This window comes from Prevotella sp. P5-50 (assembly GCF_002251295.1).
In the GTDB taxonomy this organism is placed as follows: domain Bacteria; phylum Bacteroidota; class Bacteroidia; order Bacteroidales; family Bacteroidaceae; genus Prevotella.
Genome location: NZ_NPJA01000002.1, coordinates 41,551 through 57,170, shown reverse-complemented (window position 1 = coordinate 57,170; position 15,620 = coordinate 41,551). Strand labels below are relative to the sequence as shown.

Below are 15,620 nucleotides of genomic sequence, written 5' to 3'. Positions count from 1 at the left end.
AGCCACCTATCTCTTTTTTTGTGGTTTTATGTTTGCAAAAGTAACAATTATTCTTTTAATACGGAAATTTTTTTTTGCTTTTATAGCGCTTTTATCTTTATTTTTATTTGTAATTCTCGTAAAAAATGAGTAATTTTGCACACGTGATTGAACTGAAGAGACATTTAGAGATATTGTTGCTTGACAACGATTGCGTCGTGGTCCCCGATTTCGGAGGCTTCGTAGCATATCATGTATCCGCACATTTTGACGAAACAGACAATACGTTTATTCCGCCAATGAGAACTCTTGGCTTTAATCCGCAACTCAAGATGAACGACTCGCTCTTGGCGCAGTCATACGTGGAAGCCTACGACATCAGCTATCCCGAAGCCATACAACGCATCGAGAATGAAGTGGCCGAGTTGCGCGAAACAATCGCTCAACAAGGATCATATATACTCGACGGAATAGGTACGCTGTCAGGCAACGATGAAGGCGGATACCTCTTCACACCCTGTGAAGCAGGAATTTTGACACCAGACCTTTACGGCTTAAACACCTTCAACCTTGCTCCAATAGCAGAAAGCCTCTCTCTTGCCGACACAAACCAAAAGACAGAAGAAACTGCGAAAGCCGACGTTCCTGCTCCAAAGGTACAAACGCCCGCAACTCAAACAAAGAGCGTTGCAATCCCCCAGCCCACCCTTACTGAGATCTTGGATGAAGACGAAGACGAAGAGCGAACCATCAGTATCAAACTCTCGTGGATTCGCAATACCGTTGCCGTGGCTGCATCTGTCATTCTCTTCCTCATGATGAGTACGCCCATAGCCAACAGCAACTATAGTTCGCAAGCCATCACAGGACTAAAGCAAGACATGGTCTATCAACTGGTCAATAAAGATGCGTCTGACAAGCCGGCTATTACAAAGTCCGTAGTGGAAACGATTCAAGAACCAGCAGCTGACGCCACAAATACGCAAGAGCTCAATAGCGAGCCGGTACGTAAAATAGAAAAAGAGGCTATCAGCGAAAAAAGCGCAGAGAAACCGGCTGTGACCCGTCCAAGCAATACCGCACGCCCCTACTGTTTGGTTCTGGCAAGTCGCGTGAAGAAGGCCAATGCCGAAGAATTTGTAAAGAAGCTCAAAGACCGTGGATTTAAAGACACGGAGATCTATATTCACAACAATGTGGTAAGAGTGACCTATGGACATTTTCGTACTGAAGACGAAGCCTATAGTGAACGTAACAACCTCCGCTTTGAAGATGATTTCACCGAAGCGTGGGTTTATAAAAAGACTAATGTATGAAGCGTATCCGTTGCCCAAAATGTGATGCGTATATCACGTTCGACGAAACAAAATACGAAGCAGGACAATCCCTGGTATTTCAATGTGCCGAATGCGGAAAGCAGTTTGGCATAAGAATCGGCGTTTCAAAACTCCGAGAAACTCAACGTAAGGAGAACGAAATTGCCAATGCACAATTCTCCAATCTGGAAACAGACTGCGGAAGTATTGTTGTGATCGAAAACGTATTCCACTACAAGCAAGAATTACCACTACGCATGGGTGATAATGTCATAGGACGCTATCAAAAAGGAAATCCTATCAACACAGCTTTCGAAACTGTTGACCCAAGCGTGGACCTCAATCATTGTACCATCACGGTAAGTCGCAACAAGCGTGGCGAACTGCAATATACACTCAGCGACAACAACAGCAATACTGGAACATTTGTTGACAAAGTGGAGCTTTCACCTCGTGAGCGCAGACGTATTGAAGACGGAACTCTCTTCACCCTTGGTGCAACAAGCATTATACTGCGCACCCCACAAAAGGAAGAAGAATAATCCCAGTCATATTTCCACCTCGCAGAACTTTACAAGCAAATAAGTATAACTCACTTATTGACAAAAACATAATACATATCAGGTAATACAACAGGGTTGCCTGATGTGCATCTTCGTATTCAAAATTTACGTCAAAACATACTTACGATTTACCTTCCACATCCGAACGCCACATCCCGACCCCATCCCGACGGCTTCCCGAAGCCGAGAGAAGAGCTGAAAGTTCACTTTTGAGCTTTGCCGAGGCAAAGAAGACCAGGTCAAAGACCGCCAGCATTTACCCACATAAAGAATGCAAACAGCATTATTATGCAGAAGAAATTGCAGAATAGCCATTTTTCATTCATTACCTTTGGTAATGTAACAAAAAAACAGTATCTTTGCAAGGAATTAAATCAAAGATACAAACACCCTTAAAGAAAATGAAAAAACCAACAGCCATTCTGCTCCTACATTGCCCCGACCAACAGGGCATTATCTCTGAAGTGACCCGTTTTATCACAGACAACCAAGGCAACATCGTATACCTCGATCAGTATGTTGACAAACAAGACGGGATGTTCTTCATGCGAATTGAATGGGAATTAGAAGGCTTCACGATTCCACGCGAAAAAATTTTAGAGTATATCAACACACTCTACGCACAACGCTACCAGATGACCTGCAACCTATATTTTTCTGACAAACGCCCAAGAATGGCCATCTTCGTATCAAAAATGAGCCATTGCCTCTACGACCTGTTGGCACGTTGGAAAGCCGGAGAATGGGAGGTTGACATTCCATGCATCGTATCCAACCACGAAGACCTGCGCTATGTGGCAGAGCAATTCAATATTCCATATTATGTCTGGAGCATCAAGAAAGACCACTCCAACAAAGCCGAGGTAGAGGCTGCTGAAATGGAACTGCTCAAGAAAGAAAAAATCACTTTCATCGTTCTCGCACGATACATGCAGATCATCAGCGATGATATGATTAAGTCCTACCCCAACCATATCATCAACATCCACCACTCATTCCTCCCGGCTTTCGTAGGCGCAAAGCCCTACCACCAAGCATGGGAACGTGGTGTGAAGATCATCGGAGCCACCAGTCATTATGTAACAGCAGAACTCGACGCAGGCCCCATCATCGAACAGGACGTGACACGAATCTCCCACAAAGACACACCAGAAAGCCTCGTGCTGAAAGGTAAAGACTTGGAGAAAATCGTGCTCTCACATGCTGTGTCCAAACATATTCAGCGTAAAATTCTGACATTCAAAAACAAGACAATCATATTCTCATAATATGCAGGTAGCCATCGTAAAATACAATGCAGGCAACATCTTCTCGGTAGTCAACGCACTACGCAGACTGGATATAGAACCCCTGCTGACCGACTCTGCCGAAGCGCTGCAACAGGCAGACAGGGTGCTCTTCCCTGGACAAGGTGAAGCACGCGGTGCCATGGAATACCTCAAGGCTCGACGCCTCGACGAAGTAATCCGCTCGTTGCGCCAGCCCGTGCTCGGCATCTGCGTCGGCCAACAACTACTCTGCCGCCACTCAGAAGAAGGCAACGTCGATTGCATAGGAATCTTTGATGCAGAAGTGAAGCGATTCTGCCCACAGCATCACGAAGACAAAGTTCCCTGCATGGGATGGAACAAGATTATCAAGCCATCTGCCGACACGACCGGACACGATACGCCTTGCGCCCTCTTCAAAGGACTACCAACCTTCGGACCAAGCGAAGGAGAGGCTTACGCCTACTTCGTTCATAGCTACTATGTTCCCCTCTGTCAGCAAACGGCTGCCGTGGCAGACTATATCCTCCCCTACTCGGCAGCACTTCAAAAAGACAATTTCTATGCCTGCCAGTTCCACCCGGAAAAGAGTGGAAAGACAGGCGAAACAATCCTCAAAAACTTCTTGGCCCTATGATAGAACTCATCCCTGCCATTGACATCATCGACGGACAATGCGTCCGACTGACCAAAGGTGACTACAACCAGAAGACCGTCTATCACAACCGGCCTGCCGACGTTGCTGCCGAATTTGAAAAACTCGGTTTCAAGCGCCTCCATGTCGTTGATCTCGATGGGGCAAAATCCAAACATATCGTCAACAAGGAGGCACTACAGGATATCACAACAGAGACACAGCTCACCGTAGATTTTGGAGGAGGCATCAAAACCGACGACGATATCGAGAAAGCATTCCGTCATGGAGCAAGCATGGTTACCGTAGGATCCATTGCCGTGACAAATCCAGAACTCTTCATCTCATGGCTGGAGAAATACGGAGCTGAACGCATGATTCTCGGAGCGGATGTACGCAACGGAATGATTAGCATCAACGGATGGAAAGAGGACTCTGCAGAACCGCTGCTTCCCTTCCTCAAACGCTACATCGACGCAGGCGTCAAATACGTACTATGTACAGAGATCTCAAAAGACGGAACACTACAAGGGCCTGCCATTGACCTTTATCGTCAGATCATGGAGACTTACCCCCAACTGCATCTCATCGCAAGCGGAGGAGTATCCTCACTCGACGACATCAAAGCACTCGACGCTGCAGGAATCCCTGCCGTGGTCTTTGGAAAAGCCATCTACGAAGGACGTATCGACATGAAAGAACTCATGGCTTACCATAACGCCTCGGCACAATGACAACATAAGAACAACAAGAGAATATTCAATAATATGGGACTTGCCAAACGAATCATACCTTGCCTCGACGTAAAAGACGGACAAACCGTCAAAGGCACCAATTTCGTCAACCTCAGAGCTGCAGGAGATCCTGTGGAACTGGCTAAAGTATATAGCCAGCAAGGAGCCGACGAACTGGTTTTCCTCGACATTACCGCCTCCTACGAAGAGCGCAAGACCTTTATAGAAATGGTCACACGGGTGGCACAGGAAATCAATATCCCCTTCACCGTCGGCGGAGGCATCAACGAACTTGCCGATGTGGAGCGCCTGCTCTATGCCGGCGCAGACAAGGTGAGCGTCAATAGTGCGGCCTTGCGAAATCCGAAACTCATAGAAGATATTGCCAACCGATTCGGTTCTCAAGTCTGTGTATGCGCCATCGACGCTCGCAACGATGAGGACGGATGGCATTGCTACCTCAAAGGCGGAAGAGAACGCACCGAACACAACCTCTTTGAATGGGCACACGAAGCACAAGAGCGCGGAGCAGGAGAAATCCTGTTCACAAGTATGGACCACGACGGAGTAAAAACAGGATTTGCCAACGAAGCCCTGCGCCAACTCACAGACAACCTCTCCATACCCGTCATCGCAAGCGGAGGAGCTGGAGCGATGGAACACTTCCGCGACACTTTCATAGAAGGACATTCAGACGCAGCACTCGCAGCAAGCGTTTTCCACTTCGGCGAAATCGCCATACCGACACTCAAACAGTATTTACACCAACAAGGCATCAAAGTAAGATTATGAAAATAGATTTTGAAAAAATGGACGGCCTCGTGCCTGCCATCATCCAGGACGCAACAACAAAAAACGTGCTCATGCTCGGCTTCATGAATGAAGAGGCCTATAAGAAAACCATCGAAACAGGTCATGTCACATTCTGGAGCAGAAGCCGTCAGACCCTTTGGACAAAAGGTGAGACGTCTGGACATTTCCTCAATCTCGTCAGCATCAAAAACGATTGCGACAACGACACGCTCCTCGTCAGAGTCAATCCCGTTGGACCTACCTGCCACACAGGTACCGACACCTGCTGGGGAGAAGACAACGAAACAAGTCCCATACTTTTCCTCACTGAACTGCAGGATTTTATCGACAAGCGCAAAAAGGAAATGCCTGAGGGATCTTACACTACAAGCCTTTTCAACAAAGGCATCAACAAAATATCACAAAAAGTTGGAGAAGAAGCACTTGAAACAGTAATAGAAGCCACAAACGGTACTGACGAGCACCTGGTCTATGAGGCATCAGACCTGCTCTACCATCTCCTCGTCATGCTTACCGCCAAAGGACTCCGCATCGAGGATGTCGCAGCAGAACTGCAAAAACGCCATGACCCCAACTGGGACAAAAAACGCCGCCAAGAAAAGGCTAAAGGAACTATGAAATAAAACTTTTTAAAGCTTCCATATATGCTGATAGACTATAAAAACGCCACCATCCGCCAAGATGACGGGTCTCTCGTACTCGAACATGTGGATTTCCATGTCAACGAGGGCGAATTCATCTACATCATCGGTCGTGTAGGTTCAGGAAAGAGTACACTACTCAAAACACTCTACTTCGAACTCGACTTGGACGAGGCAGACAATGCCATGGTTTTCAACCACGATATCCGCAAATTGAAACGCAGATACGTACCTGCCTTGCGCCGACAGATGGGAATTATCTTCCAGGATTTCCAACTCCTGAGCGACAGAAACGTTCACGACAATCTGCAGTTTGTGCTCAAAGCTACAGGATGGAAAGATAAGGAAGAAATCGAACAGCGCATCAGCGAAGTCCTTGAAGACGTTGAAATGACAGAAAAAACAGAGCGAATGCCTCACGAACTCTCCGGCGGAGAACAGCAACGCATCGCTATTGCACGCGCCATTCTCAACAAACCTAAGGTTATCATAGCCGATGAACCAACAGGCAATCTTGACCCAGAAACAGCCAACAACATCATACAGCTGCTGAGAAATGTTACACAGACAGGAACGTCCGTGGTAATGACTACCCACAATATTCCTTTGCTGAAGGATTATCCTGGCATCGTCTATCGTTGCTGCGGAAAACATCTCGAACTGGTTACCGACGATTACAACAAGATCATGATGCTCTCCGACGATACTGACAGTTCGCAGGAAACATACAACAGCGGATATGAAGTGCGAGAAGACCTGTCTGTTTGAAGCAAAATACAAAGTAGAACAAAATTAAAATAAACATACACTATGAAAGTAATGAAATTTGGCGGTACTTCGGTAGGTTCACCAAGCCGCATGAAGGAAGTTGTCAACCTGGTTACGAAATCAGGCGAACCCGTTTTCATCGTTCTCTCTGCCATGTCAGGAACAACAAACTCTCTGATAGAAATCTCTGATTATCTCTACAAGAAGAATCCGGAGGGAGCGAACGAAGTTATCAATATGCTTGAAAAGAAATACATGAAGCATGTTGAAGAACTCTACACCACCGACGAGATGAAACAAAACACCCGTGAATTCATCGCATCGGAGATGAACTACCTGCGCTCCTTCACCAAAGAGCTCTTCACTTCGTTTGAAGAGAAAAGCATTGTGGCTCAAGGTGAAATGATGTCAACCAACATGGTGGTCAACTACATGAAAGAACAAGGTATCAAGGCTGTACTGCTCAACGCACTCGATTTCATGCGCACCGACAAAAACTCGGAGCCTGACCCCACCTACATCCGCGAGAAACTCTCTGCCATCATGGAGAAGAACCCTGACAATCAGGTATATATCACCCAAGGATTCATCTGCCGTAATGCCTATGGCGAGATAGACAACCTCCAACGTGGCGGTTCTGACTATACTGCATCGCTCATCGGAGCAGCTATCAACGCCGAGGAAATCCAGATCTGGACAGATATTGACGGTATGCACAACAACGACCCACGTGTCGTTGAAAAGACCGAACCCGTACACCACCTCCATTTCGAAGAGGCTGCTGAATTGGCATATTTCGGTGCTAAAATCCTGCACCCCACCTGCATCCAACCTGCAAAATATGCCGGAATCCCCGTACGTCTGCTCAATACGATGGATCCTGAGGCTGAAGGTACTACCATTTCCAACCAGACTGAATATGGCAAAATCAAGGCTGTTGCTGCAAAAGACAATATCATCGCCATCAAGATCAAGTCTAGCCGCATGCTCCTCGCAACAGGTTTCCTGCGCAAGGTATTCGAAATCTTTGAGAGCTACCAAACTCCTATCGACATGGTTTGTACGTCAGAAGTGGGAGTTTCCATGTCAATAGACAACTCCGCACACCTTGGAGAAATCGTTGACGAACTCAAGAAATACGGCACAGTAACCGTAGATACCGGCATGTGCATCATCTGTGTGGTAGGTGACCTCGACTGGTCAAACATCGGATTCGAAACCATGACGCTCGACGCCATGAAGAATATCCCTGTTCGCATGGTCAGCTATGGTGGTTCTAATTATAATATCTCATTCCTTATTCGCGAGGAAGATAAGAAACGTGCACTTCAAAGTTTAAGTGATACCTTATTCAATAAGTAAAACCAACGACAAAGGGAGGAGACCTCTCTACTAAGGCTCCTCCCGATTGCCTGAAATGCAAAATAGACAACACAATGACAAAAGGACAATTTCCCACCCATAAATTTCAACAACTCCGCACCCCTTTCTACTACTATGACACAGAACTGTTGCGCAAGACTCTTCAGACCATCTGTCAAGAGACTATGCGACATGAAGGTTTCTGCGTACACTATGCCGTAAAAGCTAATGCAAACCCATACCTGCTCCGCATCATCAGAGAGGCTGGACTGGGAGCCGACTGCGTGAGTGGCGGCGAAATAGAAGCAGCTCTCAAAGCAGGATTCCCTGCCTCTAAAATTGTCTATGCGGGCGTAGGAAAGAGCGACTGGGAGATCAACCTCGGACTCGACAAAGATATTTTCGCTTTCAACGTGGAGAGTATTGCCGAATTAGAGGTTATCAACGAACTGGCTGCCGCCAAGGGAAAGGTGGCTCGCATTGCCCTTCGCATCAATCCTAACGTAGGAGCACACACCCATGCCAATATCACCACCGGACTGGCTGAAAATAAATTCGGTATTGCCATGGACGACATGCTGGCAAGCATCGAAGAAGCTGCCAAACTCAACAACGTGAAATTTGTAGGCCTCCATTTCCACATCGGAAGCCAGATCCTCGACATGGGCGATTTTGAAGCGCTCTGCAACAGAATCAACGAACTGCAGGACCTACTGGAAAAACACCACATCCAGATAGAAAACGTCAACGTGGGCGGAGGTCTCGGCATCGACTACCAACACCCCAACCGAGTCCCCATTCCCAATTTCCAGGATTATTTCAACGTATATGCCAAAAAGTTGCGCTTGCGTCCAGGACAAACCCTACATTTTGAGTTAGGTCGTGCCGTAGTCGCACAATGTGGAACGCTCATCGCGCGTACCTTATATATAAAACAAGGCGCCGTCAAGCAGTTTGCCATCATCGACGCTGGAATGACAGACCTCATCCGCCCTGCCCTCTATCAAGCCTATCATAAGATAGAGAACATTTCGAGCGACGAACCTGCCGACACCTACGATGTGGTAGGACCAATCTGTGAGTCAAGCGACGTATTTGCCAAACAGATAGACCTCAACAAATGCCATCGTGGTGACTTGATTGCCATCCGGTCTGCTGGAGCTTATGGAGAAATCATGGCTTCACAATACAATTGCCGCCAACTGCCGAAAAGCTACATGAGCGAAGATCTATAAACACCATAACACTCTCATCATCAAAGGACTATGACTATCACATTCGACTATTTCTCTATTGCAATATCTGTTTTCCTATTGCTGTTGGCCCTCATCTCTCCTTGGTTCAGCAGCATGGCAAGACGTCCCCGTATCAAAATGGCTGACGACATACAGAATGCCTCGGAGAACGATGTCGATGAAAGCACCTGCAATAGTGATTCTACAGAGACGACGGAGGTTCATACCCCAACAGGGGCAACCTCCGCACTACCGTTTGTTTCCATTGTCCTGGCCGTACACGACAATGCCTGTGAATTGGAAGAAAGACTGCCCCAACTCTTGGAACAACAGTACCGGGGAAAATGGGAGGTCATCATTGTCGATGAATCATCAACGGATGATACACAAGACGTGCTTACGCGTGCAAAAGCTAAATATCCACGGCTCTACACCACTTTCATTCCCGAATCAAGCCATTACATCAGTCGCAGGAAACTCTCGCTTACCATGGCCGTCAAGGCCTCAAAGGGCGATTGGATATTGATAACCGACATAGACTGCAAACCCACAGGCAACCGCTGGTTGGCAACCATGGCGGAACACGCAACCGACGACAAAGACCTGGTCATGGGCTACACCAGTTATGATGCCGACACTCCTGCCTATTGGCGCTATGACCGCCTCAACACGCTGTGTTACCAACTGCATCGCATCAAAAACGGAATTGCCTATCGTAACATCGGCTGCAATCTGATGTTCCGTAAATCAGACTTTATCCAACAAAAGGGATTTCTCCACAACCTGGTTCATCTTCGGGGAGAATACGACTTCATTGTCAACGAGATGGCAACACCAGACCGCACCGCTTTTGTCTATGACTTTCAAGCGCAGCTCTGTCAGCGTTGCCCTGCTGACAAGACGTGGCTTTACGACCATCTCTACTATTTAGAGAGTCGCACGCTGATGAAGCGCGGATTACGACATCGATTGCTCTGCAACACCGACCAATGGATGCTCCATCTGGGATGGCTGCTTCCCATGGCAGCGCTTGCCTATGCCATATCCGCATCAAACCTCGTCGTGACCGTTGCTGCCACCATAGCCCTTCTGCTGACATTGGTAACGCGACTGACCATCTTCCTCAGCACCTGCAGACAGTTTGACGAACACATCTCCTGGTGGAAGGCACCATGGCTTGAAGTGCGAACCGTCTGGCAAAACGCATGGTTGATGTGGCGGCATCGGCGAGCCGACCGCTTTGATTTTATCCGAAAATAATTTCAGAGAAGCACACACAGCCTATTATCACAATTTTCAAACTTCAAATCAAGTTTACGTCTCATGAATATCCTACACTACTTCGACAAGACAGACAGCATGACCGCCCAATATATCGCCATGCTGTCAAGAGTGTCTTCACATGAGACTGCGATGTTCTTCGCCACAGACTGCCAGGAGGCGCTGAAAATACTCCAGATGGCAGACATCAACATCCTCCACATACACGGATGCTGGCGTACATCGACTGCCAGACTTTTTACCAAAGCTCGCACCAAGGCCATTCGCTTGGTCGTCTCTCCCCACGGACAGTTGGAACCTTGGTTTTTCAACCAGCGGTATTGGAAAGAGAAGCTCCCTAAAGCCTTACTGTTCCAACACCGCATCATCAGTCAGGCATATGCCATCGTTGTGGAGGGAGCCATGGAAGAAGAGTGTCTGCGCAAACTAAACTGGAACAAACGCATCATCATTGTGCGCAACCCCATTATCACCTGTTCCATCACAGCCGAAGAAACACTCCGACAACTGACACAGATCTACCGACGCATCATGGACAGCAATACCATCGAACTGATGCAACCGGAAACCTTGTCAACACTCCGACTGGCCATCAAGGCTGGAATCACCCAAGATATCCGCTGGCTTAATCTGCCGGCATCACACACGCCGCCACACCTTGACGAAGAAGGGTGGCGCCAGATCCGCTGTTATGCACAGCAGGAGCAAATTGAACAGCTGATAGACAGAGGACTTCGTATCCTGCAATGCGATTGCCCTCACTTCGACGAAATGAAGTCGCACCCCTTCTTTCCCGACCACTACCAACCGTCAAAGGGAATAGAAGAAACCATCGGAATGAGTTTCACCAGCGAAAACAAACGACTGATAGAAACCTTCCGACTGTTGCATCGTCTCATATCCCGTAACAAACTAACTGTCTGTCACCTATGCGAACTCGACAAAGAATTACGCGAACACGACTGCAACGAAGAGAAACTCACAGAGAGTTTAGAAGAACTCCGGCTGCTGAAAAGCGCCAGACGCCTGATGCAGGTCATGGTTGAGGAAACCGGCTTCGACGAAGGATTCATGCCATTCCCCCCACTCAACGACCGCGTCACCCGAAACATAGAACGACAAATCAAAAACCATCTGAAGATATGACGAAAGAATCCGTTACCCTCCGTCGCGACATGCACTATTTGCAACTCCTGTCCAACAGTTTCCCTACTGTTGCGGCAGCATCGACGGAAATCATTAACCTTGAAGCAATACTCAATCTCCCCAAGGGCACAGAACACTTCCTTGCCGACTTACACGGTGAGAGCGAGGCTTTCCAGCATGTTTTGAAAAACGCATCTGGAAATATCAAGCGTAAGGTGGGCGAACTCTTTGCCGGCGACATCCGCGACAAAGAACAGCGAGAACTGTGCACGCTCATCTATTATCCCGAACAGAAAATCGAACTCATCAAAGCCGCTGAATCCGATCTGGAGGACTGGTACCATATCACCATCCATCGGTTGGTGGCTGTTTGCCGCGACGTCAGCAGCAAATACACACGTTCTAAGGTTAGAAAATCGCTGCCTCCCGATTTCTCTTACATCATCGAAGAACTGCTTCATGAGCGTACCGACGATACTGACAAGGCTGCCTACGTCACCGTGATTGTAGATACGATTATTTCTACAGGACGTGCCGACGACTTCATCATCGCCCTCTGCCACGTCATCCAGCGACTCGCCATCGACCAATTACACATCCTGGGCGACATCTTCGACCGAGGCCCCGGTGCCCACATCATCCTCGACACCATGCGCCATTACCATTCCTGGGACATCCAGTGGGGCAACCACGATATTCTATGGATGGGCGCTGCTGCCGGCAACGATGCCTGTATCTGCAATGTGCTGCGCCTTTCGTTGCGCTACGCCAACTTAGCCACTCTCGAAGAGGGCTACGGCATCAACCTCGTACCATTGGCAACCTTTGCCATGGAGACCTACGGCGACGATCCCTGCAAAGAGTTCAAACCCAAACTTCTGAAAGGTTCCCACCTCGATGAAAAGACCATGCGCCTCACGGCATTGATGCACAAGGCCATCACCGTCATACAGTTCAAAACAGAAGCTACCATCTTCAAGCGCCGCACTGAATGGGCAATGCAGGACCGTTGCCTGCTCGAAGCGATTGACTATGCTCACGCCACCTGCACCATCGGCAACACCGCTTACCCCATGACTTCCTGCCTCTTCCCCACTATCGTATCAGGTCCCGACTGTCAACCGACATTCGAACTGACTCCCGAAGAGACACAGTTGATGGAGAAGCTCCACCACTCGTTTCAAGTCAGCGAGAAGCTCCACAAGCACGTCAAGATGCTCCTGTCACATGGTTGCATGTACAATATCAGCAACCACAACCTGCTGTTTCACGCCTCCTGTCCGCTCAATGCTGACGGTTCGCTGAAGAGCGTTGCACTCTATCATGGAGAGCATTACAGCGGTATGGAACTGATGACACGCTTGGGCATGCTCATCCGTTCTGCATTCAATAGCGATACAGAGCCGGAACTTCGCCAGTACGCCATCGACTATTTTCTCTATCTTTGGTGTGGTAAAGACTCACCCTTGTTTGACAAATCAAAGATGGCTACGTTTGAGCGTTATTTCCTTACTGACTGCGAGACCTATAAAGAGGAGAAAGGCTACTATTTCCAGTTGCGCGACTCCGAAGAAGTATGCGACCGCATCCTTGATGCATTCGGTGTGGCAGGCCCCAACCGCCACATCATCAACGGCCACGTTCCCGTCCATGCCTCCAAAGGTGAGAACCCCATCAAAGCCAATGGCAAACTGATGGTCATCGATGGAGGATTCTCCGAGGCGTATCATAGCGAGACAGGTATTGCGGGCTACACCTTGGTCTATCACTCACGTGGATTCCAGTTGGTTCAACACGAACCCTTCACAAGTGCTTCCGATGCTATCAGAAAAGGTTCCGACATCAAGTCAACAACCCAGTTGGTCGAACTCTCCACCCATCGCATGCATGTGGCAGATACCGACAAGGGTGACGAACTGCGTGCTCAGATTGACGACCTCCGACAGCTGCTCTATGCCTACCGTCATGGTTTTGTGAAAGAAAAGAAATAGTGCCCTACCCTATGGCAACAGTAATCATCTCGCTCGGTTCCAACCATCGGCAGGCCGCCCACATCCAGTGGGCGTCACAATGGCTGCAGACTATGCTGACCGACACCACATGCAGTCGCCTCTTATGGACTGCCGACATCAAAGGCAGCGGCATCATGTATATGAACCGCTTGATCAAAGGCACGACCGACTTGTCTGCCGACTCCCTCAACGCGTTGCTTAAGGCTGCAGAACAGCGTTGCGGCCGACAGGGAAGTCGGGTGTCTGTCGATCTCGACCTCATGCAGTACGACCAACAGCGGCTGCACCTTCGCGACTGGCCTCGTCCTTATATCCAACAACTAATCAATGACATCTTATGAAACGTTACGTCTCATTCCTTGTTCTGCTCATGACCGCCATCTGTCTGCAGGCACAAGATTTCCAACAGTTCTTCAACGACAGCACCCTGCGCCTCGACTACATCTTTGCCGGTGACAAGAAGAGCCAGCATATCTACCTCGACCAACTCCACAAGAGTGCCGGATGGTACGGTCGGCGTCATCATCTCGACCAACTGCCTTTAGAAGGCAACGGCGACATCACCATGAAAGATGCAGCCACAGGAACCGTCATCTACCGCCACTCCTTCTCCACCCTCTTTCAGGAATGGCTCTCTACTGCCGAAGCACGGCAGACCAGTCGGTCATTTGAAAACGTATTCCTCGTTCCCTACCCCCGCCAAGCTGTAGAGATCACTGTCACCCTGCGCGACTATCATGCCCGCACCATGGCATCGATGACCCATCGTGTCAATCCCACCGACATCCTCATCCGTCGCCAGCACCAACAGAGCCATTACACCACGATTCATGCTGCTGCCGACACCGCCCGATGCATCCATGTGGCTTTTGTTGCCGAGGGCTACACCGTCGGACAGATGGATCAGTATCTTGCCGACTGCCGTGCAGCCACCGAGGCGCTGTTTCGCCACGAACCATTCAAGCAACTGCAAGATCGTTTCAATATCATCGCCATCCAATCGCCTTCCCATGATACAGACGTCAGCCAACCCGGTAAGAACATCTGGCTCGACACCGCCCTGGGAAGCCATTTCGACACCTTCTATTCCACACGCTACCTGACCACCCTGCACCTCAAGCGCCTTCACGACCTGTTGGCAGGAACACCATACGAACATATCATTATCCTGGCGAATACAGCCCACTATGGCGGCGGAGGCATCTACAATTCCTACAACCTCTGTTACACGCGTGGCCAACAGTTCCTTCCTGTGGTGGTTCATGAATTCGGTCACTCCTTTGGCGGCCTTGGCGACGAATATCCCTACGGTGACGACGACCCCATGTATTTTGCCGATACCGAACCCTGGGAACCCAACCTCACCACCCACACCACGCATCCTGCCAAATGGCAGAAACTCATCGACGAAGGACGCGCCTCGCTGGTAGAGGGTGGCGGCTATCTCACCCATGGCGTATGGCGCGGACAGGAAGATTGTCGTATGCGCACCAACGAGCACCCCGACTTCTGTCCCGTCTGCCAAGAAGCCCTCACCCGCCTCATCAAGTTCTATACCGAAAAATAAACTGACACTGGTTTCCGTCCGACAGCGATCCAACACCCATTGGGTCGCTGTCGGTGTGAATAAATCTTAAATAACAGACCATCATCATCATTATCTGTAATTTTTCACTACCTTTGTATCATACTTACAAGAAGAAATAAGGGGTGCGTCACGATTGTGTTGCTGAGATTATACCCATAGAACCTGATGCAGGTAATGCTGCCGAAGGGATTGCTTCTTTTTTCTCGCCTTGATGGTTCAGGCAGAAATCCAGAAGCTGTTTCTATTCCGTATCGTCTTTGAAAGTACGTCAGCAGATGTA

15 protein-coding genes and 1 riboswitch are annotated in these 15,620 nt (G+C 48.7%); all 15 genes read left to right on the top strand.

What is annotated here, in order from left to right; translation table 11 throughout:
* Nucleotides 1-125: 125 nt before the first annotated feature.
* The 15 genes from CIK88_RS00665 to CIK88_RS00595 all read left to right on the top strand — a co-directional run bounded on the left by CIK88_RS00665 (nucleotide 126) and on the right by CIK88_RS00595 (nucleotide 15,319).
* Nucleotides 126-1,295: an SPOR domain-containing protein gene (locus CIK88_RS00665; protein WP_094433977.1), complete on the top strand. Its 1,170-nt coding sequence runs from the start codon at nucleotides 126-128 to the stop codon at nucleotides 1,293-1,295.
* Nucleotides 1,292-1,837 carry an FHA domain-containing protein gene (locus CIK88_RS00660; RefSeq protein WP_094433976.1) on the top strand — a complete coding sequence of 182 codons (546 nt, stop codon included), beginning with the start codon at nucleotides 1,292-1,294 and terminating at the stop codon, nucleotides 1,835-1,837. Before CIK88_RS00665 ends, CIK88_RS00660 begins: the two co-directional genes overlap by 4 nt.
* A 422-nt stretch (nucleotides 1,838-2,259) precedes the next feature.
* A complete protein-coding gene (gene purU, locus CIK88_RS00655) occupies nucleotides 2,260-3,126 on the top strand; it encodes a formyltetrahydrofolate deformylase (protein WP_094391056.1) in 867 nt (288 codons plus the stop codon).
* Between the two features lies 1 nt (nucleotide 3,127).
* On the top strand, nucleotides 3,128-3,763 hold the full coding sequence (gene hisH / locus CIK88_RS00650; RefSeq protein WP_094433975.1) for an imidazole glycerol phosphate synthase subunit HisH: 636 nt from the start codon (nucleotides 3,128-3,130) through the stop codon (nucleotides 3,761-3,763).
* Nucleotides 3,760-4,494, top strand: a complete 735-nt coding sequence (gene hisA / locus CIK88_RS00645; protein ID WP_094391058.1) for a 1-(5-phosphoribosyl)-5-[(5-phosphoribosylamino)methylideneamino]imidazole-4-carboxamide isomerase — start codon at nucleotides 3,760-3,762, stop codon at nucleotides 4,492-4,494. The genes hisH and hisA overlap by 4 nt, the downstream gene beginning before the upstream one ends.
* Nucleotides 4,495-4,527: 33 nt before the next feature.
* The gene (gene hisF / locus CIK88_RS00640; protein ID WP_094433974.1) at nucleotides 4,528-5,286 is read left to right on the top strand and encodes an imidazole glycerol phosphate synthase subunit HisF; all 759 of its coding nucleotides are present in this window, start codon (nucleotides 4,528-4,530) and stop codon (nucleotides 5,284-5,286) included.
* Nucleotides 5,283-5,930: a bifunctional phosphoribosyl-AMP cyclohydrolase/phosphoribosyl-ATP diphosphatase HisIE gene (hisIE, locus tag CIK88_RS00635; RefSeq protein ID WP_094391060.1), complete on the top strand. Its 648-nt coding sequence runs from the start codon at nucleotides 5,283-5,285 to the stop codon at nucleotides 5,928-5,930. The genes hisF and hisIE overlap by 4 nt, the downstream gene beginning before the upstream one ends.
* A 21-nt stretch (nucleotides 5,931-5,951) precedes the next feature.
* Nucleotides 5,952-6,716 (top strand): cell division ATP-binding protein FtsE, encoded by a 765-nt coding sequence (locus tag CIK88_RS00630; RefSeq protein WP_094391061.1) that lies wholly within the window; start codon nucleotides 5,952-5,954, stop codon nucleotides 6,714-6,716.
* Nucleotides 6,717-6,758: 42 nt separating this feature from the next.
* The gene (locus CIK88_RS00625; protein WP_094433973.1) at nucleotides 6,759-8,078 is read left to right on the top strand and encodes an aspartate kinase; all 1,320 of its coding nucleotides are present in this window, start codon (nucleotides 6,759-6,761) and stop codon (nucleotides 8,076-8,078) included.
* Between the two features lie 74 nt (nucleotides 8,079-8,152).
* Entirely contained in the window at nucleotides 8,153-9,313 is a 1,161-nt protein-coding gene (gene lysA / locus CIK88_RS00620; protein WP_094391063.1) for a diaminopimelate decarboxylase, read from the top strand.
* A gap of 30 nt (nucleotides 9,314-9,343) precedes the next feature.
* Nucleotides 9,344-10,573, top strand: a complete 1,230-nt coding sequence (locus CIK88_RS00615) for a glycosyltransferase (protein WP_094433972.1) — start codon at nucleotides 9,344-9,346, stop codon at nucleotides 10,571-10,573.
* A gap of 63 nt (nucleotides 10,574-10,636) precedes the next feature.
* Complete coding sequence (locus CIK88_RS00610) at nucleotides 10,637-11,740, top strand: hypothetical protein (protein ID WP_094433971.1); 1,104 nt, start codon at nucleotides 10,637-10,639, stop codon at nucleotides 11,738-11,740.
* Complete coding sequence (locus CIK88_RS00605; RefSeq protein WP_094433970.1) at nucleotides 11,737-13,731, top strand: fructose-1,6-bisphosphatase; 1,995 nt, start codon at nucleotides 11,737-11,739, stop codon at nucleotides 13,729-13,731. Before CIK88_RS00610 ends, CIK88_RS00605 begins: the two co-directional genes overlap by 4 nt.
* Before the next feature lie 11 nt (nucleotides 13,732-13,742).
* Nucleotides 13,743-14,093, top strand: a complete 351-nt coding sequence (locus CIK88_RS00600; RefSeq protein ID WP_094433969.1) for a 2-amino-4-hydroxy-6-hydroxymethyldihydropteridine diphosphokinase — start codon at nucleotides 13,743-13,745, stop codon at nucleotides 14,091-14,093.
* Complete coding sequence (locus CIK88_RS00595) at nucleotides 14,090-15,319, top strand: M64 family metallopeptidase (RefSeq protein WP_094433968.1); 1,230 nt, start codon at nucleotides 14,090-14,092, stop codon at nucleotides 15,317-15,319. Before CIK88_RS00600 ends, CIK88_RS00595 begins: the two co-directional genes overlap by 4 nt.
* A 129-nt stretch (nucleotides 15,320-15,448) precedes the next feature.
* Nucleotides 15,449-15,547, top strand: a riboswitch (TPP riboswitch).
* Nucleotides 15,548-15,620: the final 73 nt, after the last annotated feature.

What these genes read in the sequence shown, in the direction of transcription:
- purU (WP_094391056.1), top strand. Translation starts at nt 2,260, where the DNA reads ATGAAAAAACCAACAGCCATTCTGCTCCTACATTGCCCCGACCAACAG.
- hisH (WP_094433975.1), top strand. Translation starts at nt 3,128, where the DNA reads ATGCAGGTAGCCATCGTAAAATACAATGCAGGCAACATCTTCTCGGTA.
- CIK88_RS00615 (WP_094433972.1), top strand. Translation starts at nt 9,344, where the DNA reads ATGACTATCACATTCGACTATTTCTCTATTGCAATATCTGTTTTCCTA.
- CIK88_RS00610 (WP_094433971.1), top strand. Translation starts at nt 10,637, where the DNA reads ATGAATATCCTACACTACTTCGACAAGACAGACAGCATGACCGCCCAA.
- CIK88_RS00630 (WP_094391061.1), top strand. Translation starts at nt 5,952, where the DNA reads ATGCTGATAGACTATAAAAACGCCACCATCCGCCAAGATGACGGGTCT.
- CIK88_RS00600 (WP_094433969.1), top strand. Translation starts at nt 13,743, where the DNA reads ATGGCAACAGTAATCATCTCGCTCGGTTCCAACCATCGGCAGGCCGCC.
- CIK88_RS00595 (WP_094433968.1), top strand. Translation starts at nt 14,090, where the DNA reads ATGAAACGTTACGTCTCATTCCTTGTTCTGCTCATGACCGCCATCTGT.
- CIK88_RS00605 (WP_094433970.1), top strand. Translation starts at nt 11,737, where the DNA reads ATGACGAAAGAATCCGTTACCCTCCGTCGCGACATGCACTATTTGCAA.
- lysA (WP_094391063.1), top strand. Translation starts at nt 8,153, where the DNA reads ATGACAAAAGGACAATTTCCCACCCATAAATTTCAACAACTCCGCACC.
- hisIE (WP_094391060.1), top strand. Translation starts at nt 5,283, where the DNA reads ATGAAAATAGATTTTGAAAAAATGGACGGCCTCGTGCCTGCCATCATC.
- hisA (WP_094391058.1), top strand. Translation starts at nt 3,760, where the DNA reads ATGATAGAACTCATCCCTGCCATTGACATCATCGACGGACAATGCGTC.
- CIK88_RS00665 (WP_094433977.1), top strand. Translation starts at nt 126, where the DNA reads ATGAGTAATTTTGCACACGTGATTGAACTGAAGAGACATTTAGAGATA.
- CIK88_RS00660 (WP_094433976.1), top strand. Translation starts at nt 1,292, where the DNA reads ATGAAGCGTATCCGTTGCCCAAAATGTGATGCGTATATCACGTTCGAC.
- CIK88_RS00625 (WP_094433973.1), top strand. Translation starts at nt 6,759, where the DNA reads ATGAAAGTAATGAAATTTGGCGGTACTTCGGTAGGTTCACCAAGCCGC.
- hisF (WP_094433974.1), top strand. Translation starts at nt 4,528, where the DNA reads ATGGGACTTGCCAAACGAATCATACCTTGCCTCGACGTAAAAGACGGA.